General features: G+C 61.0%; 27 protein-coding genes. 8 read left to right on the top strand and 19 right to left on the bottom strand.

The genetic code is table 11. The features are described from left to right. Window positions 1-171 precede the first annotated feature (171 nt). The 10 genes from uraD to PBR20603_RS18060 form a co-directional block, all read right to left on the bottom strand. Window positions 172-705 carry a 2-oxo-4-hydroxy-4-carboxy-5-ureidoimidazoline decarboxylase gene (gene uraD / locus PBR20603_RS18105; RefSeq protein WP_246174804.1) on the bottom strand — a complete coding sequence of 178 codons (534 nt, stop codon included), beginning with the start codon at window positions 703-705 and terminating at the stop codon, window positions 172-174. A 139-nt stretch (window positions 706-844) separates the two neighbouring features. Then, window positions 845-1,789 carry an allantoinase PuuE gene (gene puuE / locus PBR20603_RS18100; RefSeq protein WP_150560877.1) on the bottom strand — a complete coding sequence of 315 codons (945 nt, stop codon included), beginning with the start codon at window positions 1,787-1,789 and terminating at the stop codon, window positions 845-847. 356 nt (window positions 1,790-2,145) lie between these two features. Further along, complete coding sequence (gene ldcA, locus PBR20603_RS18095) at window positions 2,146-3,078, bottom strand: muramoyltetrapeptide carboxypeptidase (RefSeq protein WP_150560876.1); 933 nt, start codon at window positions 3,076-3,078, stop codon at window positions 2,146-2,148. Further along, window positions 3,075-3,608, bottom strand: a complete 534-nt coding sequence (tadA, locus tag PBR20603_RS18090; RefSeq protein WP_150560875.1) for a tRNA adenosine(34) deaminase TadA — start codon at window positions 3,606-3,608, stop codon at window positions 3,075-3,077. Before tadA ends, ldcA begins: the two co-directional genes overlap by 4 nt. Before the next feature lie 175 nt (window positions 3,609-3,783). Then, on the bottom strand, window positions 3,784-5,094 hold the full coding sequence (gene tcuC / locus PBR20603_RS18085) for an MFS transporter (RefSeq protein ID WP_150560874.1): 1,311 nt from the start codon (window positions 5,092-5,094) through the stop codon (window positions 3,784-3,786). A gap of 116 nt (window positions 5,095-5,210) precedes the next feature. Next, window positions 5,211-6,014, bottom strand: a complete 804-nt coding sequence (gene dkgB / locus PBR20603_RS18080) for a 2,5-didehydrogluconate reductase DkgB (RefSeq protein WP_150560873.1) — start codon at window positions 6,012-6,014, stop codon at window positions 5,211-5,213. A 185-nt stretch (window positions 6,015-6,199) separates the two neighbouring features. Continuing rightward, complete coding sequence (locus PBR20603_RS18075) at window positions 6,200-6,871, bottom strand: GntR family transcriptional regulator (protein ID WP_281356064.1); 672 nt, start codon at window positions 6,869-6,871, stop codon at window positions 6,200-6,202. A 2-nt stretch (window positions 6,872-6,873) separates the two neighbouring features. After that, window positions 6,874-7,743, bottom strand: coding sequence for a ParB N-terminal domain-containing protein (locus tag PBR20603_RS18070; RefSeq protein WP_174977965.1), 870 nt, complete (start codon window positions 7,741-7,743; stop codon window positions 6,874-6,876). A 145-nt stretch (window positions 7,744-7,888) separates the two neighbouring features. After that, window positions 7,889-8,503: an LON peptidase substrate-binding domain-containing protein gene (locus PBR20603_RS18065; RefSeq protein WP_150560871.1), complete on the bottom strand. Its 615-nt coding sequence runs from the start codon at window positions 8,501-8,503 to the stop codon at window positions 7,889-7,891. A gap of 19 nt (window positions 8,504-8,522) precedes the next feature. Then, a complete protein-coding gene (locus tag PBR20603_RS18060; RefSeq protein ID WP_150560870.1) occupies window positions 8,523-9,461 on the bottom strand; it encodes a LysR family transcriptional regulator in 939 nt (312 codons plus the stop codon). Between the two features lie 116 nt (window positions 9,462-9,577). On the opposite strand from PBR20603_RS18060, the gene PBR20603_RS18055 reads away from it, so the two are divergent. Then, window positions 9,578-10,840 carry an MFS transporter gene (locus PBR20603_RS18055; protein WP_246174802.1) on the top strand — a complete coding sequence of 421 codons (1,263 nt, stop codon included), beginning with the start codon at window positions 9,578-9,580 and terminating at the stop codon, window positions 10,838-10,840. Window positions 10,841-10,882: 42 nt separating this feature from the next. Here PBR20603_RS18055 and gcvA read toward each other — a convergent pair whose 3' ends face one another. Further along, window positions 10,883-11,782 carry a transcriptional regulator GcvA gene (gcvA, locus tag PBR20603_RS18050; protein WP_174977964.1) on the bottom strand — a complete coding sequence of 300 codons (900 nt, stop codon included), beginning with the start codon at window positions 11,780-11,782 and terminating at the stop codon, window positions 10,883-10,885. A gap of 136 nt (window positions 11,783-11,918) precedes the next feature. On the opposite strand from gcvA, the gene PBR20603_RS18045 reads away from it, so the two are divergent. Further along, the gene (locus PBR20603_RS18045) at window positions 11,919-12,623 is read left to right on the top strand and encodes an SDR family oxidoreductase (RefSeq protein ID WP_150560869.1); all 705 of its coding nucleotides are present in this window, start codon (window positions 11,919-11,921) and stop codon (window positions 12,621-12,623) included. Window positions 12,624-12,767: 144 nt separating this feature from the next. On the opposite strand, the gene PBR20603_RS24465 is transcribed toward PBR20603_RS18045, so the two are convergent. Beyond that, window positions 12,768-13,004 carry a RidA family protein gene (locus PBR20603_RS24465; protein ID WP_281356065.1) on the bottom strand — a complete coding sequence of 79 codons (237 nt, stop codon included), beginning with the start codon at window positions 13,002-13,004 and terminating at the stop codon, window positions 12,768-12,770. 78 nt (window positions 13,005-13,082) lie between these two features. Beyond that, the gene (locus PBR20603_RS18035) at window positions 13,083-13,994 is read right to left on the bottom strand and encodes an AraC family transcriptional regulator (RefSeq protein ID WP_150560867.1); all 912 of its coding nucleotides are present in this window, start codon (window positions 13,992-13,994) and stop codon (window positions 13,083-13,085) included. A 99-nt stretch (window positions 13,995-14,093) separates the two neighbouring features. On the opposite strand from PBR20603_RS18035, the gene PBR20603_RS18030 reads away from it, so the two are divergent. Then, a complete protein-coding gene (locus tag PBR20603_RS18030; protein ID WP_150560866.1) occupies window positions 14,094-14,837 on the top strand; it encodes an SDR family oxidoreductase in 744 nt (247 codons plus the stop codon). Between the two features lie 33 nt (window positions 14,838-14,870). Here PBR20603_RS18030 and PBR20603_RS18025 read toward each other — a convergent pair whose 3' ends face one another. Continuing rightward, window positions 14,871-15,290 (bottom strand): Rid family hydrolase, encoded by a 420-nt coding sequence (locus tag PBR20603_RS18025; protein ID WP_150560865.1) that lies wholly within the window; start codon window positions 15,288-15,290, stop codon window positions 14,871-14,873. A 207-nt stretch (window positions 15,291-15,497) separates the two neighbouring features. On the opposite strand from PBR20603_RS18025, the gene PBR20603_RS18020 reads away from it, so the two are divergent. Next, the gene (locus PBR20603_RS18020) at window positions 15,498-16,445 is read left to right on the top strand and encodes a GlxA family transcriptional regulator (RefSeq protein WP_150560864.1); all 948 of its coding nucleotides are present in this window, start codon (window positions 15,498-15,500) and stop codon (window positions 16,443-16,445) included. A 29-nt stretch (window positions 16,446-16,474) separates the two neighbouring features. Here PBR20603_RS18020 and PBR20603_RS18015 read toward each other — a convergent pair whose 3' ends face one another. The 5 genes from PBR20603_RS18015 to PBR20603_RS17995 all read right to left on the bottom strand — a co-directional run bounded on the left by PBR20603_RS18015 (window position 16,475) and on the right by PBR20603_RS17995 (window position 20,978). Next, window positions 16,475-17,185: a DJ-1/PfpI family protein gene (locus tag PBR20603_RS18015; protein WP_150560863.1), complete on the bottom strand. Its 711-nt coding sequence runs from the start codon at window positions 17,183-17,185 to the stop codon at window positions 16,475-16,477. A 203-nt stretch (window positions 17,186-17,388) separates the two neighbouring features. Next, window positions 17,389-18,435, bottom strand: a complete 1,047-nt coding sequence (locus PBR20603_RS18010) for an SDR family oxidoreductase (protein ID WP_150560862.1) — start codon at window positions 18,433-18,435, stop codon at window positions 17,389-17,391. A gap of 198 nt (window positions 18,436-18,633) precedes the next feature. Continuing rightward, complete coding sequence (locus tag PBR20603_RS18005; protein ID WP_150560861.1) at window positions 18,634-19,098, bottom strand: YybH family protein; 465 nt, start codon at window positions 19,096-19,098, stop codon at window positions 18,634-18,636. 128 nt (window positions 19,099-19,226) lie between these two features. Continuing rightward, the gene (locus PBR20603_RS18000) at window positions 19,227-20,081 is read right to left on the bottom strand and encodes a DJ-1/PfpI family protein (protein ID WP_150560860.1); all 855 of its coding nucleotides are present in this window, start codon (window positions 20,079-20,081) and stop codon (window positions 19,227-19,229) included. 150 nt (window positions 20,082-20,231) lie between these two features. Further along, window positions 20,232-20,978: an SDR family oxidoreductase gene (locus PBR20603_RS17995; protein ID WP_150560886.1), complete on the bottom strand. Its 747-nt coding sequence runs from the start codon at window positions 20,976-20,978 to the stop codon at window positions 20,232-20,234. Window positions 20,979-21,352: 374 nt separating this feature from the next. Here PBR20603_RS17995 and PBR20603_RS17990 point away from each other — a divergent pair, with 374 nt between their 5' ends. The 4 genes from PBR20603_RS17990 to PBR20603_RS17975 are packed head-to-tail and all read left to right on the top strand — an operon-like array spanning window position 21,353 to window position 23,983. Next, complete coding sequence (locus tag PBR20603_RS17990; protein WP_150560859.1) at window positions 21,353-21,805, top strand: MarR family winged helix-turn-helix transcriptional regulator; 453 nt, start codon at window positions 21,353-21,355, stop codon at window positions 21,803-21,805. Window positions 21,806-21,834: 29 nt separating this feature from the next. Further along, on the top strand, window positions 21,835-22,398 hold the full coding sequence (locus PBR20603_RS17985; protein WP_150560858.1) for an isochorismatase family protein: 564 nt from the start codon (window positions 21,835-21,837) through the stop codon (window positions 22,396-22,398). Between the two features lie 2 nt (window positions 22,399-22,400). Continuing rightward, entirely contained in the window at window positions 22,401-22,730 is a 330-nt protein-coding gene (locus tag PBR20603_RS17980; protein WP_150560857.1) for a hypothetical protein, read from the top strand. Next, the gene (locus PBR20603_RS17975; RefSeq protein WP_150560856.1) at window positions 22,727-23,983 is read left to right on the top strand and encodes an MFS transporter; all 1,257 of its coding nucleotides are present in this window, start codon (window positions 22,727-22,729) and stop codon (window positions 23,981-23,983) included. Before PBR20603_RS17980 ends, PBR20603_RS17975 begins: the two co-directional genes overlap by 4 nt. Window positions 23,984-24,007: the final 24 nt, after the last annotated feature.

Here is a 24,007-nt window from a genome sequence, read left to right as displayed (position 1 = left end):
CCAGTCGCGGATCGGCCAGATTGACGTAACGGCGCACGAATTCCGGTGCGTTCGGATCTTGCGGGGCGAGGGCCATGCCAACTCCTGATGATTCGGTAAAGTCTGAAACGGGTAAATGAAACACGGGTGAAACACGCCAGCGGACGTCCTTCCGCTCAATCTGCCTGCGCCTTAGTCGCGCACCAGATCATTCAGACGGAATCCTGCAATCCGGAAGATCTGTCGCAGGCACTCCTCAATCTCGTCCCCCCGGCTGTTTTCAAGACGCGCCGCAAAGTTCTCGATGATGCTGCTACGGGTATGTCCACGCACCGCCAGGATGTACGGGAAACCGAACTTGGCCTTGTACCCGTCATTGAGTTCGGTCAGACGCGCAAATTCCTCTGCACTACACTGATCAAGCCCCGCCCCCGCCTGCTCACGCGTGGACTCCGCCGTCAACTCGCCACGCACAGCCGCCTTGCCCGCCAACTCCGGGTGAGCACGAATGAGATCGAGCTGCGGACCTTCACCCGCATCGATCACGGCCTGGCACATGGCGTCGTGCAATGCATCAACCGTGGCAAACGGCCGGTCTTCCCAAGCCGCTTCAGCCACCCACGGGGAATGCTCGAAAATGCCGTCGAGCGCGGCAACGAACTCGGCACGCGGCAGCGCCGACAGTTCGGCAACAGTACGTTGGGTCATAGGCAACGGGGCGTTCATTTACCGCTCTCCTGGAGAACAAAGGTGGCGCCCCGCTGTGCGCTTCGCACAACCCGATGACGCCTGTCGGATTCAATTTCGATACCTGCCTCTGCGCCCTTCAGGGCGCAGGGCCTCACGCATCAACTCGCTCGGCCGCTCACGCCGCCACGAACGGGTGACGCTCTTGCCAGTGGCGCGCCACGTCAATGCGACGGCACACCCACACGCGATCATGCTTCTCGATGTGGTCAAGGAATCGCTGCAACGCAGCGAACCGCCCCGGACGTCCCAACAACCGGCAATGCATGCCGATCGACAACATCTTCGGTGCCTCATCTCCCTCAGCGTACAAAACGTCGAACGCATCGCGCAGGTAATGGAAGAAGTGGTCCGCCGTGTTGAAACCTTGCGGCGATGCAAAGCGCATGTCGTTGGAATCGAGGGTGTAAGGCACGACGAGATGCGGCTTGACCTCACCACTGCTCGTCTGCACCTTCGTCCAGAACGGCAAGTCGTCTCCATAGTTGTCGGAGTCGTACACAAACCCACCCTGCTCCACCACGAGACGACGCGTATTCGGACTGTCGCGACCGGTGTACCAGCCAAGCGGCGCGCTGCCCGTCATTTCCCTGAAGATGTCGATGGCGATGCGCATGTGCTCACGCTCAGTCGCCTCATCCATGTTCTGGTAGTGAATCCAGCGCCAGCCATGGCACGCAATCTCGTGCCCCAACGCCTGAAATGCCGCCGTGACTTCCGGATGACGCTGCATTGCCATCGCCACGCCAAACACGGTCAACGGCAACCCGCGACGCTCGAACTCGCGCAAGATGCGCCACACGCCCGCGCGCGAACCATATTCGTAGATGGACTCCATGCTCATGTGGCGCGCCTCGTAAGCCGCCGCGCCAATGATCTCGGACAGGAACTGCTCAGAAGCGCGATCCCCGTGCAAAACACAGTTCTCGCCACCTTCTTCGTAGTTCAGAACAAACTGGACGGCGATGCGCGCACGCCCTGGCCAGTCGGCAAACGGCACATGACGGCCATAACCAATCAGGTCGCGTGGGTAATCCGTGGAACTTGCGATGTTGCTGGCCATGATGTCTTGGCATCCTTGTGATGGCGAAACGATCGAAGAAGTGTAGCCAAATCCACCCCGCGCAAACATAGCCATATTCAGATATTCAGGCTGCGCCTGGACGTATAGTCTCCCCGCCTTCGTCACACGCCCACCGCCACGCTCCTCGCCCAAACGCGCTCTGCCGCGCACTCAACCGACCACCCACAGGAACACCAACTTCATCGAAATCACCACAAATCACCACAAAATAGACGCAAACCTCATCCAATCACCGCAAAATCCGCAAAACAATAAAAAAGCACGCCGGGCCATCGAATCGACCCGGCGTGCTTTCGTGTTCCGCGTTTGCGCTGTCCCGGACACTCAGCCCGGCATTACGCCGCCATATAGGGATATCCCGTAAGCGTCAGCGTGACCTGTGCGTCAGACGTCTGCAATCTGGCCAGCCCCCCGACCGGCAAGGTCAGTTTGTCGGGGCAATGACCAAACGGCATGCCGGTCACGATCGGAATGCCGATGACCTTGCGCACGCTCTCGATCATGGTCGGCATGTCGTAGCCATTGTCATAGTCCGTCACGCGGTACTGCGAGAAGTCTCCCAGCACCAGTGCCCGTTGCTGCGCCAGAATGCCGGACTGATGCAACTGATACAACATGCGCTCAACCCGGTACGGCGGCTCGTTCACGTCCTCGACAAACAGCACACCGCCCTCGATCTGCGGCAGATACCGCGTACCGATCAGGCTGCATACCATCGCCAGATTCCCACCCCACAGGGTGCCCGATACATCGATGTCGCCGCTCGCACCATCCCCTTGCCACTGGACAACGTGACTGGGCGACTGCAGCACCGATTGAAATTGCGTGACGGTAAAGTCGCTCAACGCCGCCGCGCCGAAGTCCGCCAGCAGCATCGGCCCTGCGAACGTGGTCAGATGCGCCTGCGCCAACAGCGCCAGTTGCACTGCCGTGAAGTCGCTGTGGCCCATCATGGCGACCGGCGCACCTGACAGCCGGCGATGCAGCGCCTCATAGTCAAGATGATCGAGTAGATGCACCGCGCCATACCCACCTCGCACCGCGAGCACCACGTCAGGCACAGGATGGTCTCGTTGCGCCAACCGATTGATCTCGGCCACGCGCTCGGCATCGGTGCCGGCAAAGCGCAAGTACCGGCGCTCGAGCGCTTCACGATTGCTGACGGTATAACCCAGCCGCTCCAGCGTTTCGACACCACGCGCGGCTACGTCGGCATCGGGCGCATAGCCGGACGGGGCAATCAGTTCGAGATGCTTGGTCTGCGTCAATTGGAAGATCCGGGTGTTGGGGTTGGCGTCTCGGCAGCCGCCGACAAACGCCGTGCCCTCGCTGCGGCACGCCGTTCACTGAAAAAAGTCTGGAGAATGCCGACACACTCGTCGCGCATGACACCGCCGATGACTTCGGCATGATGATTGAGGCGCGGTTCCGCAAACAGGTCGACCACACTGCCGCAGGCCCCGGTCTTTGGGTCCATCGCACCATACACCACCCGCTTGATTCGCGCGTGCATGATGGCGCCAGCACACATGACGCACGGCTCGAGCGTCACATACAACTCGCACTCCGGCAAACGATAGTTGCCCAACGCCTGCGCGGCCGCGCGCAGCGCCTGCATCTCGGCATGCGCAGACGGATCATGGCCGCCCACCGGACAATTGTGTCCAACGGCTACCACCTGCCCGTCGCAAACAACCACGGCACCGACCGGCACCTCTCCCTGCGCCATCGCGGCGCGAGCCTGCTCGAGCGCCAGGCCCATGTAGGTCTCGTCGGTCGCGGGTAAATCTCGATTCATGAAACGTTGACGAAAAGCCGCTACGCGTTGCTCGCCCCTCCGGACGCGCTCCGCACAGCGCAATTGGCCGCTATCGGCAATGCGCTATTCTCGCACAGCCCTCCGCTACCGCCACACGCCTCACCACACCTCAACACCTGCGGACATCCCGCAGCTTCAGCCAGTCGTCACAGCGTCACGCCATCGCGGCGTTCGGCGAACTGCGCTTGCGATACAGCACTAGCGTTGCTATCAATCCGCACACGGCCGCGAAGGTCATCCACCAGCCCGGCGCCGCCTTGTTGCCCGTCACGCCGATCAGCGCCGTTGCCACCGCCGGGGTGAACCCGCCGAAAAGCGCCGTCGCCAGACTGTACGCCAGTGAGAATCCCGCCGTGCGCACCTCCACCGGCATGATCTCGGTCAGCGCCACCACCATGGCGCCGTTATAGCTCGCATAGAGGAACGACAGCCACAGCTCGACCATCAGCATCTTGCTGAACGTCGGCTCCACAACGAGCCACGCCAACGTGGGATACGCCGTCAGAATGGTCAGCACGGTGAAGACGATCAACAGCGGCCGCCGTCCAATGCGATCGGACAACGCCCCCATCACCGGCAGCCAGATGAAGTTGGAAACCCCCACACAGAAGGTGACGACAAGCGCATCGGTCGTCGACAGCTTGAGCACCGACTTGCCGAACGTCGGCGTGTAGACGGTGATCAGGTAGAACGACACGGTCGTCATTGCCACCAGCATGGTGCCGGCCACAACCAGTCCCCAGTTCTGCACGATCGAACGGAAAATCTCTCCCGTGCTCGGACGATGCTTGCGCGCCAGAAAGGCTTCGGTTTCCTGCAGCGAGCGCCGGATGACAAACAACACCGGCACGATCATGCAGCCAATAAAGAACGGAACGCGCCAGCCCCAGTCCGCCACTTGCCCGGGAGTCAGCCATTTGTTAAGCAGGTATCCCAACAACGCCGCCACAATAATGGCGACCTGCTGGCTCCCCGACTGCCAACTCACATAGAACCCCTTGTGACCTGGTGTCGCCATCTCCGACAGATAGACGGATACGCCACCCAGTTCGACGCCAGCCGAGAAACCTTGCAACAACCGCCCGATGAGCACGAGCAGCGGCGCCAGATACCCGATGGTCGCGAATCCCGGCACGAACGCAATGAGAATGGTGCCCATCGCCATGATGGACAACGTCACGATCAACCCCCGTCGCCGCCCGATCCGGTCGACGTACGCGCCCAGAATGATGGCGCCCAACGGCCGCATCAGGAAGCCCGCGCCGAAGGTCATGAAGGTGAGCATCAGCGACGCAAATTCGTCGCCCGACGGAAAGAATGTCGCGGAGATGTAGGTGGCGTAAAAGCCAAACAGGAAGAAGTCGAACATCTCCATGAAATTGCCACTCGTGACACGAATCACGGTGGCAACCTTCGATGGAGACGCATGCGGAACCGACGCGGGGTTGACGGGGCTGGTAGCCATGATGCGTTCACCTCTCCGGACACGATTTCGCTCAAGATAGCACTTGATTCGACGCCGGGACACCATGTTTCACACTGGGTCGCCCCCCCCCAGCAAAGCCCGTGTTACCGCATATTTCAGTCCCAGGCCGGGGCGAGCGACGCCGGATTGGCCTGACGCTCATTGCGATCGAGCGTTGCAATCTGCGCCATGTCCTCGTCGCTAAGACGTAAGTCGCACGCCTTCATGTTACTGGCCAGATTCTCGCGCTTGGTCGACGAGGGAATGACCGCATATCCCTGCTGCATCGCCCACGCCAGCGCGACTTGCGCCGTGGTCGCCCCATGCTTGCCGGCAATCGTCGCCAACACCGGATCGTTCAGCACCTTGCCGTAAGCCAGTGTCATGTACGACGTGACAGGCACCCCCTGCGAGCGGGCAAACTCAGCCAGCTTCCGGTTCTGCAGATACGGGCTCAGTTCGATCTGGTTGGTCGCCAGTTCACCCGGCCCGACAATACCGATGGCCTGCTGCAGCAACGCAATGGTGAAGTTCGACACGCCGATGGCACGGGTGAGCCCCAGTTCACGGGCCTCGCGCAACGCCCCCAGATACGCCTCCATCGGCACGGCGTTAGCAGGCGACGGCCAGTGAATCAGCGTGAGATCGACGCGGTCGGTGCCCAGCTTCGACAGACTGTCCTTCAGACTTGGAATCAGCTTGTCATGGGAAAAGTTGTCGACCCAGATCTTGGTCGTCAGATACAACTCGTCACGCGCGACGTCCGACGCAGCGAGCGCGCGGCCAATGTCGGCCTCGTTCTCGTAGATCTGCGCCGTGTCGATGGCGCGGTAGCCAAGCTCGAGCGCATTGGTGACGGTATCAAATACGGTTTGGCCCTTCAGACGGAACGTGCCGAGGCCGAATGCGGGAAGACTCATGAATGCAACTCCTGTCGAAAACGTCACGCCAAAAAAATCAACGTCGGTTGAATGGCTTGACTGAGGAGCACAGTGTGTCGGATTCCCGAGCGCACCAGAAGGCCCCGCAGGCGCACAAGATTCGTGCGCCAGATTCACAAATACGCTCGACTTAGGATGTTGCTCTCAGCAATCAGGACGGCGGCTTAAATGGCGGCACGCGAAAGAAACCCGACATCCTCACGCGCCATCGCCTTGATTTCGTTGCGGGTCGTCAGGATGTGCGCCTCAAGCAACGACACGACCGCTGTCACATCGCGGCGTCTGCAGGCGGCCAGAATCTCATAGTGATCGTGCTGAGGCTTCTCTTTGCCGGTGGCCTGCGACATTGCCAGATGCGAATATCGGTCGGTATTCAGGCAATACTCTTCGATAAGTACACGCAAACGCCGGTTATTGGCAGGTGCCGAGAGCGCCAAATGGAATCGCCGGTTGTACTCGGCCCATTCCGAGACGACTTCAGACGCCGAGTAGTCGGCCAGGATCTGTTCCATCACCTGAAAGTCACGCTCAGCCATGTTGGGCACAGCGAGTTTGGCAGCGTGGCATTCGAGTGCTACGCGAATATCGAGCAACTCGCACAACTGCTCGAGGTTCATGCTCGCCACCGTCGCGCCGCGGTTCAGATGGTGCGTGACCAATCCCTCCGCTTCCAATTGACGCAACGCCTCGCGCACTGGCACCCGGCTCGCGTTGAAGCGCTCGGCCAGCGCTTCCTGACGCAGTTGATATCCACCCGGGAGCACGCCGCTCAAGATCTCGTCTCGAAGCGTGTCGCGGATGGCCTGATGTAGGGCTTGGGGTCCGGAGGTTCGCATGATTACTTACCCGCTCGTGCCTCGGCGAGCGCGATCGTCAGATGGGCCACCTTCTTCTTGAGTGCGTCGCGCTCGGCGGTCATGGCCTTGAGTTCTTTCGACAGCCGCGTCAGTTCGTCAGACGGATCGGCGCTGGTGTCCCACGGCGGGGTACCGTCGTCATCTTCAACGATCTCTTCGTCCTTCTTCTTACGCGGCTTGACCGGACGCGCCTCGCGCACCTGACGCGCCAGCTCCCGCAACTCCTGCTTGCCCGCGACCACGGCCGCCACCTGCGCCGCCGCCGGCAGGGTCGAGACGGCCGCCGCCGCATTGATCGATACGTCGCCGCGCTTGACCGCATCGACCAATTCCGGCGCCGCCGCGTTGTGAATCTGCTCGATCTGCCCCAGCGTATTGCTCGACAGACGTGCCGCGCGCGCCAACGCCGCACGCGTGAGCGCCATCGTGTGGGCGGGAATCGACGTCTTGCCGCCATCCTGCTCAGCGCCGTCGCCCGGCGTCGCAGCCTGCGGCGCCTGCGCCGCAGCGGGCGCTTCCGTGCCGCTGCGCGCTTCGAGAATCGTCTTCTTGCGCAACGCCAACACGCCGCGCTGGTAGTCGGACACACTGCGCCGGCCCAGATGGTTGTCAATCATCCACAGATGCACATCGTCCATCGACTTGAACGACGTGTTCTGGACGGTTCGGAATTCGATGTCGTGCTTGCGGCAGATCGCGTAGCGATTGTGACCGTCGACCAGCACATCGCCCCACAGGACGAGCGCGTCACGGCAACCTTCCGTGAGCAGGCTCTGTTCGAGCGCAGCATATTCGTCAGGCGTGAGCGGATCGATGTACGCCTTGAGTTCTTCGTTGATCTGGACTGTCATGGATTTTTGTAACGATGCCCCCGTACGCGATGCCGCTGACTGCGACACGACGCGGTACGTCGGCAAGGAAAAACGTTGCAGGCGGCATTATCGCCTGTCTGACCGGCATTGACGAAACGTGGCTGGCCTCGCTGCCCGTTCGCGCTCAGGACAACACGCCGTGATCGGTCAGGAACGCCTGAATTCGCGCCAGACGCGCCACCGGGTCCACCATGCCCAGCAACGTCTCCTTCTCGTGTGGCGGCAGCGGCAGCAACTCAGCCCAGCGATCCGCGACCCAGCCGCACTCGTCCAGCCGATACGGCGGCGCCAACGGCAATTTCGCCGCACGCGCCGGATCGCGCTGCAACCCGGCGATCAGCTTGCCCAGCGTATCTGCACTGATCTGCAGGGTGTCGGGGATGGCAACGTTGGCGTCATCCGGCAGCATTTCTGCTTCGCCCATCCATAAACCGTATTTCCCCAACTCGACGGACGTGAGACGGAACTTGGTCGTGCCGCGACACACGATTTCGAGCAGCGAAGGCATGGTCGCGCGCCAGTCGTCGATGCGCGCCATCGTGCCGATCATGGCGGGCTCCTCGACGCTATCGGGCAGACGAACTTCGCTGCCCTGCCGCAAGACTACGACACCAAATTCGGTGCCGTCCGACAGGCACCGCTTGACCAGGTCAAGATAGCGCACCTCGAAGATGCGCAGATGCAATACCCCGGCGGGAAACAGGGCATTGCCGAGCGGGAAGAGCGGGATCTGGGCCATGCCGTATGATGACACGAAGTCACCCCCGGCAAGTGCCAATGTCAGGCCACGCAACAGCCTCCTGCGCGAACCGGTCAATCAGGAAGTCGAGCAGCGCGCGCACGCGCGGCACCATGTATCGCGTGCGATGCCGTACCGCATACACGCCTGGCTCCTGGGCAATGTAATCCGAGAGCAGAATCTTCAGCCGCCCGGCCCGCACATCGTCGGCCGCGTCCCACAGCGTTTTGCGCACGATCCCCCGCCCGTCGAGCGCCCAGCGGCGCGCCAGCGTCCCATCGTTCGTCTCCCACGCCTGCGCCATCGGAACCGTGAATTGCCAGACCTCCTCCCCCTTGCGGAAATGAAACTCGTTGAGCGGCCCCGACGATGTCACCAACACAATGAACTGATGCGCCGGGAGGGCGTCCGGGGTCAACGGCTCCCCGTGACGAGCCAGATAGTCCGGTGACGCACACAGCACGCGGCACATTGGCGCCAGACGCCGCGCCACAAGCGTGCCGTCATCGGGCTCGCTGAAACGAATCGCGAGATCGACATCGTCCTGCACGAGATGGGAAATGGAGTCGGTCAAGGTCAGGGACAGCCGCACTTCAGGATAGCGCTGCGTGAACTCGTCGAGCCAGGGGGACAGCTTATGCAAGCCGAAGTCGGTCGATGCAGACAGCCGGATCTTGCCGCGAATCGCGGCACATCCCGCCTGTAGCGCCGCCTCGCCGTCGTCAATGGCTTGCAAGGCAACGAGGCAGTGAGAGAGATAGACACGCCCTTCGTCCGTCAGACGCAACTGACGCGTCGTGCGCACGAACAGACGCGTCTGCAACGACGCCTCGAGCTTGGCCAGACGCGCGCTTGCCGCGGCAGGCGACATCCCCAGCTTGCGCCCGGCCGCCGACAGGCTGCCGAGCGTCGCCGCACTGGTGAAGAGACGCATATCGCCAAGTTTGTCTGTGGCCATATTCTATTTAGATTTGAAAGTCATTCAAATTTTTCGAGGATTATCAAATATAACGCGCCTTGGCAGACTTCGTCCCATCGTCCCTCCCGGGACATCTCATGTTTGGACGAACCACCATGTCAGTCTCCCCCAGCGCCTCCCCGCCACCATCCGGCATGACCCCGCCCGGCCACGCCGCGAAGCGCTCCACGCCTTCCAAGTCATCCGACGCCACACCGTGGGCATCAATGATGGCGTTGATGCTCACCACGTTCGTAGCGGCCGCGAACGAAACGGTGCCCGCCGGTCTGCTGCCGCAACTGGCCGACGGCTTCCACCTCTCCGAATCGTGGGCGGGTCAGACGGTCACGCTGTGCGCCCTCGGCGCTGGCCTCGGCGCGGTGCCCCTGACAGCGCTCTTGCATCGCTGGTCGCGACGCACGATGCTGGTCGTCGCCTTGCTCGGCTTTGCCCTCTGCAATGCCGTCACCGCCATCTCATCCGATTTCACGCTGACGTTGACCGCGCGCTTCGTGGCCGGTCTGGCAACGGGTCTGGCGTGGAGTGAGATCGCGACGTTTGCGCGTCGCCTCGTCAGCCCATCGCGCCAGGGACGCGCGCTGGCATTCGTCATGCTCGGCGTCCCCCTCGCACTGGCCATCGGTGTGCCCGCCGCCACCGCACTCGGGCACCTCATCGGATGGCGCTGGGTATTCGGCGGCCTGGCGGCGTTCGCGCTGATTCTCGCCGGCTGGATGCGCCTGATCGTGCCCGATGTGTCGAACGCGGGCGACACCGGCCGCGCATCGGGCGTGCGACCATCGGTAATCGATGTGCTGCGTTTGCCGGGGGTACGTCCGGTGCTCGCTGTGGTGATGCTATGGGTCGTGGCGCACTACACGCTTTACACCTACATCGCGCCGTTTCTCGCGTCGGCGGGCATGGGCGACCGACTCGCCGCCGTCCTGTCGACCTTTGGCATCTGCACGCTCGTGGGACTTTGGGGCGTTGGTATGTGGGTGGACCGCTGGCTGCGCAGACTCGTTCTGCTGGCGCTCGCCGGGTTCACGGTCGTGATCGTTGCCTTCGGGACATGGCCGACATCGTGGCCGGTGCTCGTCGCTGGCGCGGTGCTCTGGGGGCTGTGCTTCAGCGGCGCACCAACGATCCTGCAGACAGCGCTGGGCAACGCGGCAGGCAAACACGAGGATGTCGCGCAATCGATGCTGGTGACGGTGTTCAACCTGTCGTTCGCGGGCAGCGGCATCCTCGGGGGTGCCGTGTTGTCTGCATGGGGCGCCGCCGCACTCCCTCATGTGCTTGTCATCCTCGCATTGGCCGCTTTGGGTGTCGCGTATGCTGCCAGGCGACACGGCTTTGTGCCGCGCATGCGTTCCTAAATCGGCGCCGCCGCCGAGCAAAGGCGGGCCGTTGCGTCCCGTTCAACTGGCTTCACTTCGCGCTTCCCGCAGCAACCATTCACGCACGTCGCCGATCTGATCCGCATGACGCGTCCGGCGCGGGTACACGATGAAAAAACCCGCGCCTGTACGGAGTTCCGTGTCGAAAAGGCGGATGAGGCGGCCTGCTGCGACGTCGGCGGCGATGAAGTCGGTATGCGCGAGCGCCAGCCCTTGCCCTGAGACCGCTGCATCGATGGCAAGCGCCGTCTGATTGAAGCGAACGTTCTTCGCGACCGACAACGGCGCTTGCGGCATCGCGATTTCGAGGAACTGGGGCCACGCGTTATGGGCGTCGTGCAGCAACGCATGGCCGCGCAGGCTGCCCGTCTCGCCGGGGTGACCAACTGTCGCAATGGTTTGCGGCGACGCGACCGCAACCTGCACCTCGTCGAAGAGCGGCTCGACAACCAGGCCGCTGCCGAATGGCGGTCTTCCATAGCGCACGGCGAGATCGACGGCGTCTGCCTGAAAATGCGAAAGCCGGTCGGTCGCGAGAATACGCAGATCGATATCCGGATGCGTCTCGAGGAACACCGGGAGTCGCGGGATCAGCCATTTGGATGCCAACGTCGGCGTCACGCTGATGGTCAGACGCAGCGGCTCCGGACGCAACGCATGCGTCGCTTCCACCAGCACCTCAAACGCTCGCCTGACACCGCCGGCATAGCGCCGCCCGCTCTCTGTGAGCGACAGCGCTCGCGGGTGCCGCTCGAAGAGCTTCATGCCCAATGCCGACTCCAACCCGCGAATCTGCTGAGCGACGGCCCCTTGCGTCACGCCAAGCTCCTCGGCGGCGAGCCGGAAGTTGAGATGCCGGCTCGCCGCCTCAAAGGCGCGCAGCGCGTTAAGCGACGGCAATCGGCCGATAGCTTCCGTCATGATGTAGTTTTTCTACTGGATGATGTGTCGAAATCTGGTTCGTCGAGCATTCGCGGCGATGGTACGCTGTCGCACGTGAATCATACGGATTGACCACCGCTGGCGGTGTACGTCAGCGTATTCGGAAGATATCAGCATGACAGTAGAAAAAGTGGCGTTGATTACGGCAGGCGGCAGCGGTATGGGCGCGGCGGCAGCGCGGCGTCTCGCGGCGGACGGCTTCAAGGTTGGCATCCTGTCGTCGTCGGGCAAAGGCGAGGCGCTGGCGACTGCCCTGGGCGGCGTGGGCGTGACCGGGTCGAATCAGTCGAACGAGGCGCTGACGAAGCTGGTCGAGCTGGCCGTCGAGCGCTGGGGGCGCGTCGATGTCCTCGTGAATAGTGCCGGTCACGGTCCGCGTGCGCCGATTCTGGAAATCAGCGACGAGGATTGGCATCGCGGCATGGATACGTATCTGATGAACGTGATCCGCCCAACGCGACTTGTGACCCCGATCATGCAGAAGCAGGGCTCGGGCGCGATCATCAACATTTCGACGGCATGGGCGTTCGAGCCGAGCGAAATGTTTCCGACATCCGCCGTGTTTCGCGCCGGGCTGGCGTCGTTCACGAAGCTGTTTGCGGACAAGTATGCAAAGGACAACGTGCGGATGAACAACGTCCTGCCGGGATGGATCGACAGCCTGCCGCAGCAAGAGACGCGACGTGAGAGCGTACCGATGCAGCGTTACGGCAAGGCGGAAGAGATCGCGGCGACCGTGGCGTTTCTGGCGTCCGAAGGTGCCGGTTACATCACCGGCCAGAACATTCGCGTCGACGGTGGACTGACACGCTCGGTTTGAGGCAGGCGCGCGCCCGTTGGACGCATTGCAGACATTCCCGGGTGCGCAGCGCATCGGTCGCCAACTTGCATTACAGCGTGACGACCTTGGGCTCGGGCGGGTTATCAAGATAAGGACGGTCGCCTTGCCCGCTCGTCAACGCCCTCAGGCTTCCGGTGACTTGGACGCCATGCACTCGACTTCGACGCGTGCATCGAAAGCCATGCCATTCACGCCGAACGCGCTTCTGGCCGGATACTTACCTTCGGTGAAGTAGCTCTTGTCGATATCGTTGAAGACAGGCCATTCCTTCATGTCGTCATGAAAATTCCTCGATAACTTCGGAAGATCAAACACCCACAAATTCAGCGGCTCGCGCCCATGAAGTGTTTGTCTCACCATCGCGGCAGACGCCGACGCCTTGCTCCGCGAGGCAATTCCCCGCCACCCCCGGGTGCTTTGCATTCGCATGCAAGTCAGTCAGAGGGCAGGCATCGCCTGCTTCCGCGCGTAGCGTGCCGGCGGCAATCCGACGTGACGGGCGAACGCAACGCTGAACGCGCTCGCGGAACCATAGCCGACGCACTCCGCAATCTCGGCGATGCCACGGTTGCTCCGCCGAAGCATGTTCTTCGCCAAGGCCATGCGCCAGGTCAGCAGATACGCCATCGGCGCGAGGCCTACCGCACGGCTGAAACGCTCGAAGAAGACTGAACGAGAGAGTGCAGCTTCCCTGGCCAACTCTGCCACCGTCCACGCTCTGGCCGGGCTTTCATGCATCCGGCGGAGGGTGACGGCAAGGCGTTCGTCGGCAAGCCCCCGCACGAGGCCGAGCGACGCGGGTGTCCCGGTGGTCGAGCGAAGGGCTTCTATGAGCAGGACTTCGAGCAGGTGGTCGAGAATGACTTCGCGCGCCGGACGCCGGTCGCGAAACTCGTCTTTGACAAGCTGAACAAGGGTGGTGAGTCGCGGCTCGCCACGTACGTGCACGACCTGCGGAAGCAGCGACACCAGCAGGTCCGCGTCGGGAGAGTCGAAGCTGCAATGGCCCACCAGCATGCTCAGGTCAGGCGATCCATTCTGATCGCCGATCCGGAATTCCCCGACGGCCAGGGCAACCGGTACGGCTTCCGGCATATCGGCCGGGAGCGGCAGCATGCTGGACATTGCGAATCCGTAAGCCTCAGGGACCAGGATGAAATCCCCCGCGCTGAGTTCAATCGTTTCCCCCCCGTCAACCGCGAGGCGGCAGGCGCCTTCAAGAACGACGCAATAAAACGGCTGCCCGGCATCCGAGCGATGGATATGCCATGGCCCAGCGCCGACGACGAGCTTGGCGTGCCTGGCGTGTGGCTGGAGAAGCGTGACCACCTCTGCCAACGGGTCGATCATATCCGGACTCCCGCAAATTAATTCTGGACGTTCAATTATAGAAAGTCCGGTCGCAGTGGTCTATCGTCTTGGCGTTGCAACTCACCTTTGAGCCACCCAATGAAAACCGTTTTGATCACCGGATGCTCTTCCGGCTTCGGCCTTGAAACTGCCCGGTACTTCCTCGAGCGCAATTGGAAGGTTGTCGCGACAATGCGCACGCCGCGAGAGGACGTGCTGCCCAGCCACGCAAATCTACGCGTACTCGCGCTCGACGTGACGGATCCGGAAAGCATCCGGCAGGCGGTCGAGGCCGCGGGGCCGCTAGATGCTCTCGTCAACAATGCAGGCTTCGGTTCGGCAGCGCCTTTTGAGTTCGCCCCGCTGCCGACGATACGCGAACTCTTCGAGACCAATACCTTCGGCACGATGGCTGTGACGCAGGCGGTGCTGCCGCAATTCAGAGAATGCAGAGCCGGCGTCGTGGTGAACGTCACGTCGAGCGTCACCTTGAAAGCAATTCCGCTGATCGCCGCCTATACCGCGAGCAAGGCGGCGGTGAACGCGTTCACCGAGTCGATGGCATTGGAACTCGGGGCGTTCGGTGTGCGCGCACACCTGGTGCTGCCAGGGCGTGCGCCGGAGACCCGCTTCGGCGAGAATGGACGCGCCCACATGCAGGGTCTCGACCACGAGGCGTATGCCGGGGTCGTACAGCGCTTCATGGCGGGATTGCGTGAACCGGGACCGATCACCCATGCGCGGGATGTGGCCGAAGCGGTGTGGCGCGCGGTGACCGATCCGTCAAGCGCCATGCGGATTCCGGCCGGCGCTGACGCTGAGATGTTGGCCGACGGACACTGAACCGGACACCAGCGGCGTCCGTATCCCTCCTGGTTATTTCCCTTCGGGAAAAACAGCGACGCTTCGAATTTCAATCTTGAGTTGGGGAAGCGCGAGCGCCTCGACCCCGATTATCGACCAGGCAGGGAACGGACGCTCGGTGTAACGGGCCTTGACCGGCAAGAACTCATCGACCGTATCTTTAAGATTGACGTGATAGCTCACCACCTCGACAAGATCGGCCATCGTAAGCCCCTGCAGCCGTAGGATTTCCTTGGTTCGCTCCAGGGCAACCTCAGTCTGTTCGGCAACGCTCTCGGGAACCGAGCCGTCGGATCGAAAACCGACTTCACCAGCGATGAAAAGGAAGTTGCCCGCGCGAACGGCTGGCGAATAACCATAACTCTCGTAGCCGCTTTGCGTCGCAGCAAACATCGGGTGATCCGCGGGGATCTCAAACGCTTTCTTGGTCATTCCTTATGTCCTTGTCTTGATTCTCTCTATCGAGCGACATGAACGGCTAGATCTTCGATGACTTGCCCGCACCGCTCAGGCCATCCACCATACGCCTGATTTAAGCCGTCTCAAAAGACGTTTTTCCCTCGATTTAGGACAAACAGTTCTATCTTCAAACTTCCCTTAAAATGCGACAACTCAGGCTTCTCGGTTGGCAATATCTTCATGCATCGAATTGGATTCTTCGTTTGCCGTGGCTACGATGCGCTTGACCTTGCTGGCCCGCTTTCGACTTTTAATCAGGTAGCCACAGCCGTTGGTCATACTCCATATGATCTTCATGTCATCTCACCGGCGGGAGGATTGGTTCCTGGCAATGCGGGGCTTTCGATCGAAACAAAGCCAATTGGAAGACGCGCGTTTGATACTGTCATCTTCGTAGGTGGCGATATAGACCCCATGCAGGAATCGGAGAACGTCGCGGCTGCCAAGAAATTGAGTGCCAAAGCGTCGCGGGTGGCAAGCGTGTGTACGGGGGCATTTTTGCTTGCGGAAGCCGGCCTATTGAACGAACTGAGAGCAACAACGCACTGGCGCTACACCGCTCAATTGCAGTCTCGCTACCCTCGCACCAGAGTCGAGGGCGATAGTATCTACATCGCGGACGGTCGCATGTGGACATCGGCAGGTATCGCCTCTGGAATCGACTTGGCGCTAGCCATGATCGAAAAAGATATGGGCGCGGAAACTGCGCGCAACGTCTCGCAGCTCTTAGTTGTTCCGTATCGCCGGCCAGGAGGTCAGTCCCAATTCTCGGCCATGTCGCAAATGGACCCGGAATCGGATCGCATTCGCATCGCGCTGAATTTTGCCAGGGAACATTTGACCGAAGCATTACCTGTCGAGCGACTCGCGGACGCTGCAAATCTAAGTCCGAGACAGTTCGGGCGAGCCTTCCGCCGGGAGACGGGCGAAACACCTGCCAAGGCGGTCGAGCGTTTGCGAGTTGAAGCCGCGCGGCTGCGCTTGCAAGACGGTAGCGAACCCATCGAGCAGATTGCTCTCGCTGTGGGGTTCACCGATCCGGAGCGAATGCGCAGAGCCTTCGTCAAGCTGTATGGGCATCCGCCGCAATCGATCCGACGCGAAAGCAGGCTCACCGGCAACCGTTGATTGACCGATGGAAAGCGCCGAATGCGTCGTTATAAAGGAGCCAAGCCCCGGCGCGCATACTCGCGGGCGCTAGCTAGGCGCTGCGCAGTGATTTCCTGTGCTCGCGCACGGACGTTGTTCAACACCTCAGCGGATGCCCTCGCAGGAGACCCTGAATCAAATGGCGGTTGGGGGTCGTAGGCCATGTAGAGTTGAAGCTCCTTTGCTATCTGATCTCCGCGAAGCAGTGCGGCCACGATGAGAGAGCCGTCGATGCCTGATGTAACACCTCCTGCGCTCACGTAATTTCCGTCGATGACGACGCGGTCATCGCTGGGGATGGCACCGTAGAACGGCAACGCTTCCATTGCTGTCCAGTGCGTTGTCGCCTTTCGGCCGTGGAGCAAGCCAGCGGCGCCGCATAGAAGCGCGCCGGTGCATACCGAGTACACGTACAAGGCACGCTTGGCTTGCTCACGAATAAATGCGAGAACTTCCTTGTTTGTTGCGGCCTCTTCCTGGCCATACCCTCCCGGAACGAGCAGCACATCGAGTTGAGGCGCGTCTTCGAACGAAGTATCCGGAACCAGTTGCAGGCCTCGCATATCCCGCACCGTACCTTTGTCTTTCCACAAGGTGTGGAACGTCGAGTTCGGAATGCGCGACAGCACTTCAAAGGGACCTGTGAAATCACATTGGTCCATGCTCGGGAAGATCAAGCCGCCAATCTTCAAATGCCTATTTTCAGGAATCGTCTTCATACCGCTTGCCCTCGTGGTCCATACGATGACCAAACACCGAAACCGAACGTTATCAACCGTGTTCGGGTGAACTAGGCCAACCTGCTGCGCGCCGACCATGTGGCGCCTAATACCCCTCAAGTCATCGCACTGGCTGCGCTGCTGCGGAATAGATAGATCCTCACGCGTGAAGCCGGCATCACAGAGCCAATTGGACGCCGACGTCACGGGATGTACCGCTGCTGCCGTAAGTCTTCCAGCATTTCGAGGTACATTTCCTCGCTATCGATGCAATCGTGGAATCCGTGCTTGCGTGCCTTGATGGTGCTCGTGACGTTGTCGAAGGTTGACTTGAAAATCAGGTCGCCGAACTTCCACGATACGATTTCGTCGTAGGCGTACGGCCGCAGGCCACGCTGTCTGACCAGCTCATTCCATAGTTCGGCTTTGCCCGCCATGACCTGGTGCAACGACATCGGGATCGGTTCCCTTGCGGGAACGCCGAAGAACTCGGCCAAGCGTGGCCAGACCCGGGCCCAGCGGAAGTAGTCGCCATTGGTGATGTTGTAGACCTCGCCGCGGCATTGCGCAGTGTCCCCGGCCCAATCTACGGCTCGAGCGAGAATCCGCGTGTCCGTCACCTGATACAGCGCGTCGTAGGCAGCACGAGGCCCGGGAAACGACATGGGAACGGAAAGCGCTTTTGCGATAGTCCCATAGATGGCAATCACCATAAGCAGATTCATCGGATTCCCGACCGCCAGGCCAGCAACGCCTTCCGGACGAAGCGCTGTCCAAGACCATGCCTTCCCAACCGAGCGGTCTCTGAGAAAGTCCTCTTGGTCGTAATAGAAATTGGGTGGCATATGGCGCGGGTCGCTCTCTTTTGCCGGCGAGAGCGGCATTGCGCCGAGTTGCACTCCATAAGCCTTGCCCCCCTGCATCAGCGTGACGTGCCTCAGGTCCGGCGCATGCTTCTCCATAACCTCGACCATGTTCCTGAGCATCAGCAGATTTACGTCGACGAGTTCTGCCGGGGAGGACTTGTCTTGATAGGCAGCGAACACGAGGTGGGTGGCGTGCGGTACCTGAGAAAAGAATCGCTCACAGGCATCGCGGTCGAGCAGGTCGACCGGCAGATGCGTCGCGCGCGTGGGAAAGTCCGGTGCCCGACGGGAGACTGCCACCAGGTTCACCTCCTTGTCTTCATAGAACGCGAGGACGCCTCGGCCTATGACGCCCACCGCACCTGCAACGACAACCGTCTTCATGGCTAGGACACTCACAAAACGATTACGTTAATTTCCGCGCTTGCAACCTGCCCACCTGCCCTTTTTGGGCCTCTTTGGCCTCTTTGGCCTTTTCAACACGTCGCAGCAGGTCCGCGGCGACGTGTGTGAAACGGGGCATTGGCCTCGGTATGGGACAGAACGGCCCCCGTCAAGACAATGCGGGGGCTCTAACGCCAGTCAGGGAGCGGAATCATTCCACATGTCGCGATGCAGCTTCCAAGTGCCGTCCTGCTTCAAGAAGATGAGAATCTGCTTGCCTCGGTATTTGAGCTTTCCACCGTGATCGTGGATCTCGGCATCCGACACCTCGGTGACGACCTGATCGTTTCCGTAGAATTCGTAATTGCTGAAAGATACGGTGTCAGACTGAGATCCGGTGTTGGCTTTCGTGAAGTGCTCGACGATGGCTGCGGCCCCGATGATCCTGTTGCCTCCGGGCGGAAGGAGCGAGCCGTCTTTTGTGTAGAGACGGCCTATCGCCTCGTAATCGCCGCGCGCATAGGCTTGCACCCATCGAGCGTTCTCGGCCTTGATGGCCGCTTCGGTTTGAGGCTGCGGGCCATTGGCGAATGCCGGCAGGGCAACCACGAAAGGCGAAACGCAAACTGCAACGGCAGCTGCAAAATGACGAATTTGTCGCATCTATCTGTTTCCAATCAGGGGGGAAAGTGAAGGTGACTGCATCAAATTGGACGGGGTGCCGCAGGTAACGCATGTTGCGGCTTCAGAGCAAATAGCCAATGTCCTCATAGACGTCGCCAGCGGGTATTTCAGCGAACGCCTGGGATTGTGGCGAGGCCCTTGGATGCGCCGGGCAACTTCTTGTCGACCATCGCGATGACTTCTGGCCGCGCATCTCTGGGATGACCGGAATGGAATGGCGGAGCGGGATCGTATTCGATCGCGAGCTGAGTGAATTCGGCGGCCTGTTGCCCCCTCATCTTCGCGGCAACGCGAAGTGCAAAGTCAATGCCCGCTGTCACGCCTCCGCCGCTCATGAACCGGCCGTTGTCGTCTTCCACAAAACGATCTGGAACACCGATCGCGCCATATTCGGCGAGCTTGTTGACGAAGGCCCAATGACAGGCACTTCGCTTGCCCTTGAGGATGCCAGTCGCGGCCAGTACGAGCGATCCGTTGCAAACCGATGTGACGTGTTTGGCACCGTCGGCCAGGCGTCGAATCTGCTTCAGGTAGTCTGGACGCATGGGCGCCGACAAATCGGATCCGCCAGGCACCAGGATCAGGTCGGTTTTCTCGATATCTGCCAATCGCTCAGTGTTGCCATAAACAACCCCGAACTCGAGGGTGACGTTGCCACCATTGAGACTCGCATAGCGAACATTCGTATTCGGCAACCGGTGAAAAATCTCGCTGGGGCCGGCGAAATCGAGAAGCGTCCCCCCGTCGTAATTCACGATCAGAATATTGAGGGGTTCATTCGGAGCAAGCTCCGCCTTACTGCCCGCCTGCGCAAAAGCGGGAGTGGCGCCGCCAAACAAGGCGCCACCCCCCACTACGGCGCCGAGCGCGGCGATGCTTCCAAACTTGAGGGCACCTCGGCGGGAATGCCCTGCGCTGGTGAGTTGCTCTCCAGAGGCGCTATCTTTGCTATGGTCGGTCAAGACAATTTCTCCTTGCACTTTGGCCCCTCGCCAAGCGCAGCCAAGTTGGGCCAGATTGAAGATCCACCACGACGAAAATCCTGGCGGGCATTAATTTGGGTTGGGATAGGCGGCGATGACGTTCAGAGGCTGCAATCGGACACCGAAGACTTAAAGCTGCGAAGCCCCACCGTCGACGACCAGTTCGGTGCCGATGACATAGGACGATTCGTCACTAGCGAGATAAAGTGCCGCGTGGGCGATGTCCTCGGCCTTGCCCATGTGGCCCACCGGAATGGTTTTCGCGAGTTCCACCTTCAGGTTGCGAACGTCCTCGTCGGCCATACCCCATCTGCCGATCAGGGGCGTCTCCATCGCGCCGGGAGCGATCGCATTAAAGCGGATTTTGCGATCGAGAAACTCGTAGGACCAGCTACGGGCAAGCGACCGCACGGCGGCCTTTGCCGCCGCGGTCAGCGAAATGCCATGCTTGCCGGTCTGATCGACGAACGATGTGTTGAGAATGACTGAGGCGCCCTCTCTCAAGTCCGGCAGCACCGCTTGAAGCGTGATCACCACGCCCTTGACGTTGATGTCCATGATCTCGCTGTAGAGTTCGTCGTCAATGTCGTTGAGTGCCGATGGGAAAGCCCAACCAGCATTGGCAAAAACGATATCCAGGCCACCGAACTTCTCTTTCACCTCGGCCGCAATCGCTCGCATGTCCTTGATCGAACGTACATCGCCCTTGAGGACGAGCGCGTTCTCGCCAAGTTCGGCCTTGACACGATCAAACACGGCCTCGTCGCGACCAGTTACCGCCACTTTGGCACCTTCCGCAATGAAGCGTTTGGCAGTGGCAAGACCGATGCCACTCGTGCCCCCCGTGATCAAAGCTGATTTATGCTTAAGCCTCATTTCCATGGTCCTTTCTCTGCTTCGTTATCAATCAAACAAAAGCGTCAAGGTGCTGCTGCGCTTGCCTCGACTTGATTTCATGAGCAAATTATGGAACCCGCATGGAATGACTCAAAGGACTTATATCCCTCAAAAAGAGACACACTTAGCAAGTCTGTTGAAGGACAGTGGCCGACCGTTCGCCCCCGACACGGCAGCGCGGCTTGGCGACGCCGGGCGACGCTGAGATCGTCATCCCCGGACGCAATCTCCAGGGATTTTTGCTGCCGAAGGCCATGCATCGACGGCACACCGCCATCCAGCGCACCTATCAATACAGTTAATCTGCACAGTTAATCTGTACAGTTTTTCTGTATTTATGTTATGGTCTGGACATGGTCAAATCATCACTCATCTCCAAGGCGCCATCAGCTGCCGCCCTAGCCGGCGAACTGCGCATTTCCCTGGGCAAACTGATTCGACGGGTGCGGGAGCAAGCCCATCCGGGGGACTTCACGTCTGCCCAGAAGTCGGTGCTTCTCCGCCTAGACCGTGACGGCCCCGCCACCGTGTCTGCCCTAGCCCGAGCAGAGAGCGTCCGCCCGCAGTCCATGCGCATCACGGTGGCCGGTCTGGAGGTGATGAAGGCCGTCAGTGGCAAACCCGATCCGACCGATGGCCGGCAAACCCTCTTTGACCTGACGCCGGGTTTTCGGAAGACCCTCAAGGAGAGCCGGGCCGCCAAAGACGACTGGCTCGTCCGTGCCCTGCAGGCGCAACTGTCGCCCAAGGAACAAGGCGAACTCGCGGCTGCAGTGAAGCTGCTGCAGCGCCTCGCTGATTTCTGAGCTAACCCCGCCCCATTTCAGGAAATAGCGTGACCCTCACCACGCTGGATCCGCACACCGCCCTAATCATCGTTGACCTGCAAAAAGGCATCTTGGGCTCCCCTTTTATTCATCCCATTGACGGGATCGTGGATCGCTCGCGTGCACTGCTCGATGCGTTTCGCGAACGCGGCCTGCCGGTCGTTCTCGTCAACGTCGCCGGCGTAGCGCCGGGCCGTACCGAGCGGCCACGTCACAACGGATTGTTCCCGGCTGGGTGGACTGACTTCATCCCCGAGCTCGATCGGCAACCCAACGATATCGTCGTGACGAAGCGAACCTGGGGCGCGTTCGCCAATACGGATCTCGAAGACCGGCTAAAGGCGCTGGGCGTTACCCAGGTCGTCATCACCGGTGTCGCCACCGGGACTGGCGTCGAAGCGACCGCGCGTCAGGCGTATGAGCACGGTTTCAATGTCACCCTGGCCCTCGACGCCATGACGGACGCGCGCGCCGACGCACATGACTACAGCATCAAGAACGTTTTTCCGAAGCTGGGCGAAACGGGCACGGCTCAAGACATCATCGATCTGCTCGCAACGAGGAGCGCGTGACAATGGCATGGCTTCATCTTGTGTCCTGGTGCTTCGGCGGCGCGTTTCTTACGAACGCTGTGCCGCACTTCGTCGCCGGCGTGATGGGAGAGCCGTTCCAGAGTCCGTTCGCGAAACCGCCGGGGGAAGGACTGTCGTCATCGACTGTCAATGTGCTTTGGGGGTTTCTCAATCTGGTCGCCGGCTACGTGCTCATCTGCCGCGTGGGTGACTTCGACCTGAGGCGCACGAGTGATGCAGTCTCCCTCGGGCTCGGCATTCTGGCCATCGGATTGCTTTCCGCGCGACTATTCGGCCGCTTCCACGGCGGCAATGCGCCGAAGCGTTCGTGAGTGCAGCGCCAACAGGTGTCTTCCGTTCGCTGAGAAACTTCAACTACCGGATCTGGGCGGCCGGGGCACTGGTCTCGAATGTCGGGACATGGATGCAGCGTACGGCCCAGGACTGGTTGGTCCTCACCCAACTCGGCCATCACGATGCGTCGGCCCTGGGCACGGTTATGGCGCTCCAGTTCGGGCCACAGCTCCTGCTGCTGCCCTGGAGCGGCTTTGCGGCCGATCACTACAACCAGCGTAAGCTCCTGATGGCGACCCAGGCGACAATGGGTTTTCTTGCCTTGGCGCTGGGGCTTCTCACCGTCACTGGCAGCGTCCAGCTCTGGCACGTCTACGTGTTCGCCCTGCTGTCCGGATGCGCCTCGGCATTCGATGCTCCCGTGCGCCAGACCTTTGTGGCAGAACTGGTCGGCGATGCGGAGCTGCCAAACGCGGTCGCGCTCAACTCGACCTCGTTCAACGCGGCGCGAATGATTGGGCCAGCGGTGGCCGGCCTGCTCATCGCTTCGGTTGGCACCGGTTGGGCGTTCCTGCTCAACGGCGCGAGTTTCGTCGCGGTGCTGGCCTCCCTGTTTCTGCTACGCGTCTCGGGGCTGCATGCGAACGCACGGGCACACCGCACCAAGGGGAGTCTCACCGAGGGATTGCGCTACGTGTGGTCCCGATCGGACCTCAAGGCGATCCTGATCATGCTGTTCCTGATCGGCACGTTCGGACTAAATTTCCCGATCTTCATCTCGACCATGGCCGCCAGTGTCTTCCACACCGATGCACGTGCCTACGGCCTCCTGTCGTCGGTCATGGCCATCGGTACCGTGTCGGGAGCACTGCTTGCCGCTGGCCGCGATCGGCCACGATTCATGTCCCTGCTGATCGGTGCCGCGATTTTTGGACTCGGCTGCACGCTGGCTGCGATTGCCCCGAACTATTGGCTGTTCGCCGGCGCACTGGTCCTCATCGGCGTAGCTGGCATGACCTTCACCAATGCGACCAACAGCCTGATGCAGCTCACGACCGAGGCCAGCATGCGAGGGCGGGTCATGGCACTGCGTGTGGCCATCGCGCTTGGGGGCACGCCGATCGGTGCTCCGATCGTGGGTTGGGTGGCCGGCCACTTCGGGCCGCGTTGGTCGCTTGCTGTTGGCGCGGCATCAGGCTTCGCAGCAGCCATCGTGGCCGCCTACACCATGACGCGGCAGGCTCATCGGCCGTGGCGGAACGAACTTCACGAGGGGCACAACGCACGCTGATGTTGAACGACACGATCAGCGCAA

Origin of the sequence: Pandoraea bronchicola, assembly GCF_902459805.1 — a bacterium.
GTDB classification, from domain to species: domain Bacteria; phylum Pseudomonadota; class Gammaproteobacteria; order Burkholderiales; family Burkholderiaceae; genus Pandoraea; species Pandoraea bronchicola.
This window is presented reverse-complemented; position numbering and strand designations above follow the sequence as displayed.

Excerpts from the sequence above, each read along its gene's own strand:
- uraD (WP_246174804.1), bottom strand. The coding sequence starts at position 705 with ATGAACGCCCCGTTGCCTATGACCCAACGTACTGTTGCCGAACTGTCG.
- puuE (WP_150560877.1), bottom strand. The coding sequence starts at position 1,789 with ATGGCCAGCAACATCGCAAGTTCCACGGATTACCCACGCGACCTGATT.
- tadA (WP_150560875.1), bottom strand. The coding sequence starts at position 3,608 with ATGAATCGAGATTTACCCGCGACCGACGAGACCTACATGGGCCTGGCG.
- tcuC (WP_150560874.1), bottom strand. The coding sequence starts at position 5,094 with ATGGCTACCAGCCCCGTCAACCCCGCGTCGGTTCCGCATGCGTCTCCA.
- dkgB (WP_150560873.1), bottom strand. The coding sequence starts at position 6,014 with ATGAGTCTTCCCGCATTCGGCCTCGGCACGTTCCGTCTGAAGGGCCAA.
- PBR20603_RS18075 (WP_281356064.1), bottom strand. The coding sequence starts at position 6,871 with ATGCGAACCTCCGGACCCCAAGCCCTACATCAGGCCATCCGCGACACG.
- PBR20603_RS18070 (WP_174977965.1), bottom strand. The coding sequence starts at position 7,743 with ATGACAGTCCAGATCAACGAAGAACTCAAGGCGTACATCGATCCGCTC.
- PBR20603_RS18065 (WP_150560871.1), bottom strand. The coding sequence starts at position 8,503 with ATGGCCCAGATCCCGCTCTTCCCGCTCGGCAATGCCCTGTTTCCCGCC.
- PBR20603_RS18060 (WP_150560870.1), bottom strand. The coding sequence starts at position 9,461 with ATGGCCACAGACAAACTTGGCGATATGCGTCTCTTCACCAGTGCGGCG.
- PBR20603_RS18055 (WP_246174802.1), top strand. The coding sequence starts at position 9,578 with ATGTCAGTCTCCCCCAGCGCCTCCCCGCCACCATCCGGCATGACCCCG.
- gcvA (WP_174977964.1), bottom strand. The coding sequence starts at position 11,782 with ATGACGGAAGCTATCGGCCGATTGCCGTCGCTTAACGCGCTGCGCGCC.
- PBR20603_RS18045 (WP_150560869.1), top strand. The coding sequence starts at position 11,919 with ATGACAGTAGAAAAAGTGGCGTTGATTACGGCAGGCGGCAGCGGTATG.
- PBR20603_RS24465 (WP_281356065.1), bottom strand. The coding sequence starts at position 13,004 with ATGGTGAGACAAACACTTCATGGGCGCGAGCCGCTGAATTTGTGGGTG.
- PBR20603_RS18035 (WP_150560867.1), bottom strand. The coding sequence starts at position 13,994 with ATGATCGACCCGTTGGCAGAGGTGGTCACGCTTCTCCAGCCACACGCC.
- PBR20603_RS18030 (WP_150560866.1), top strand. The coding sequence starts at position 14,094 with ATGAAAACCGTTTTGATCACCGGATGCTCTTCCGGCTTCGGCCTTGAA.
- PBR20603_RS18025 (WP_150560865.1), bottom strand. The coding sequence starts at position 15,290 with ATGACCAAGAAAGCGTTTGAGATCCCCGCGGATCACCCGATGTTTGCT.
- PBR20603_RS18020 (WP_150560864.1), top strand. The coding sequence starts at position 15,498 with ATGCATCGAATTGGATTCTTCGTTTGCCGTGGCTACGATGCGCTTGAC.
- PBR20603_RS18015 (WP_150560863.1), bottom strand. The coding sequence starts at position 17,185 with ATGAAGACGATTCCTGAAAATAGGCATTTGAAGATTGGCGGCTTGATC.
- PBR20603_RS18010 (WP_150560862.1), bottom strand. The coding sequence starts at position 18,435 with ATGAAGACGGTTGTCGTTGCAGGTGCGGTGGGCGTCATAGGCCGAGGC.
- PBR20603_RS18005 (WP_150560861.1), bottom strand. The coding sequence starts at position 19,098 with ATGCGACAAATTCGTCATTTTGCAGCTGCCGTTGCAGTTTGCGTTTCG.
- PBR20603_RS17995 (WP_150560886.1), bottom strand. The coding sequence starts at position 20,978 with ATGAGGCTTAAGCATAAATCAGCTTTGATCACGGGGGGCACGAGTGGC.
- PBR20603_RS17990 (WP_150560859.1), top strand. The coding sequence starts at position 21,353 with ATGGTCAAATCATCACTCATCTCCAAGGCGCCATCAGCTGCCGCCCTA.
- PBR20603_RS17980 (WP_150560857.1), top strand. The coding sequence starts at position 22,401 with ATGGCATGGCTTCATCTTGTGTCCTGGTGCTTCGGCGGCGCGTTTCTT.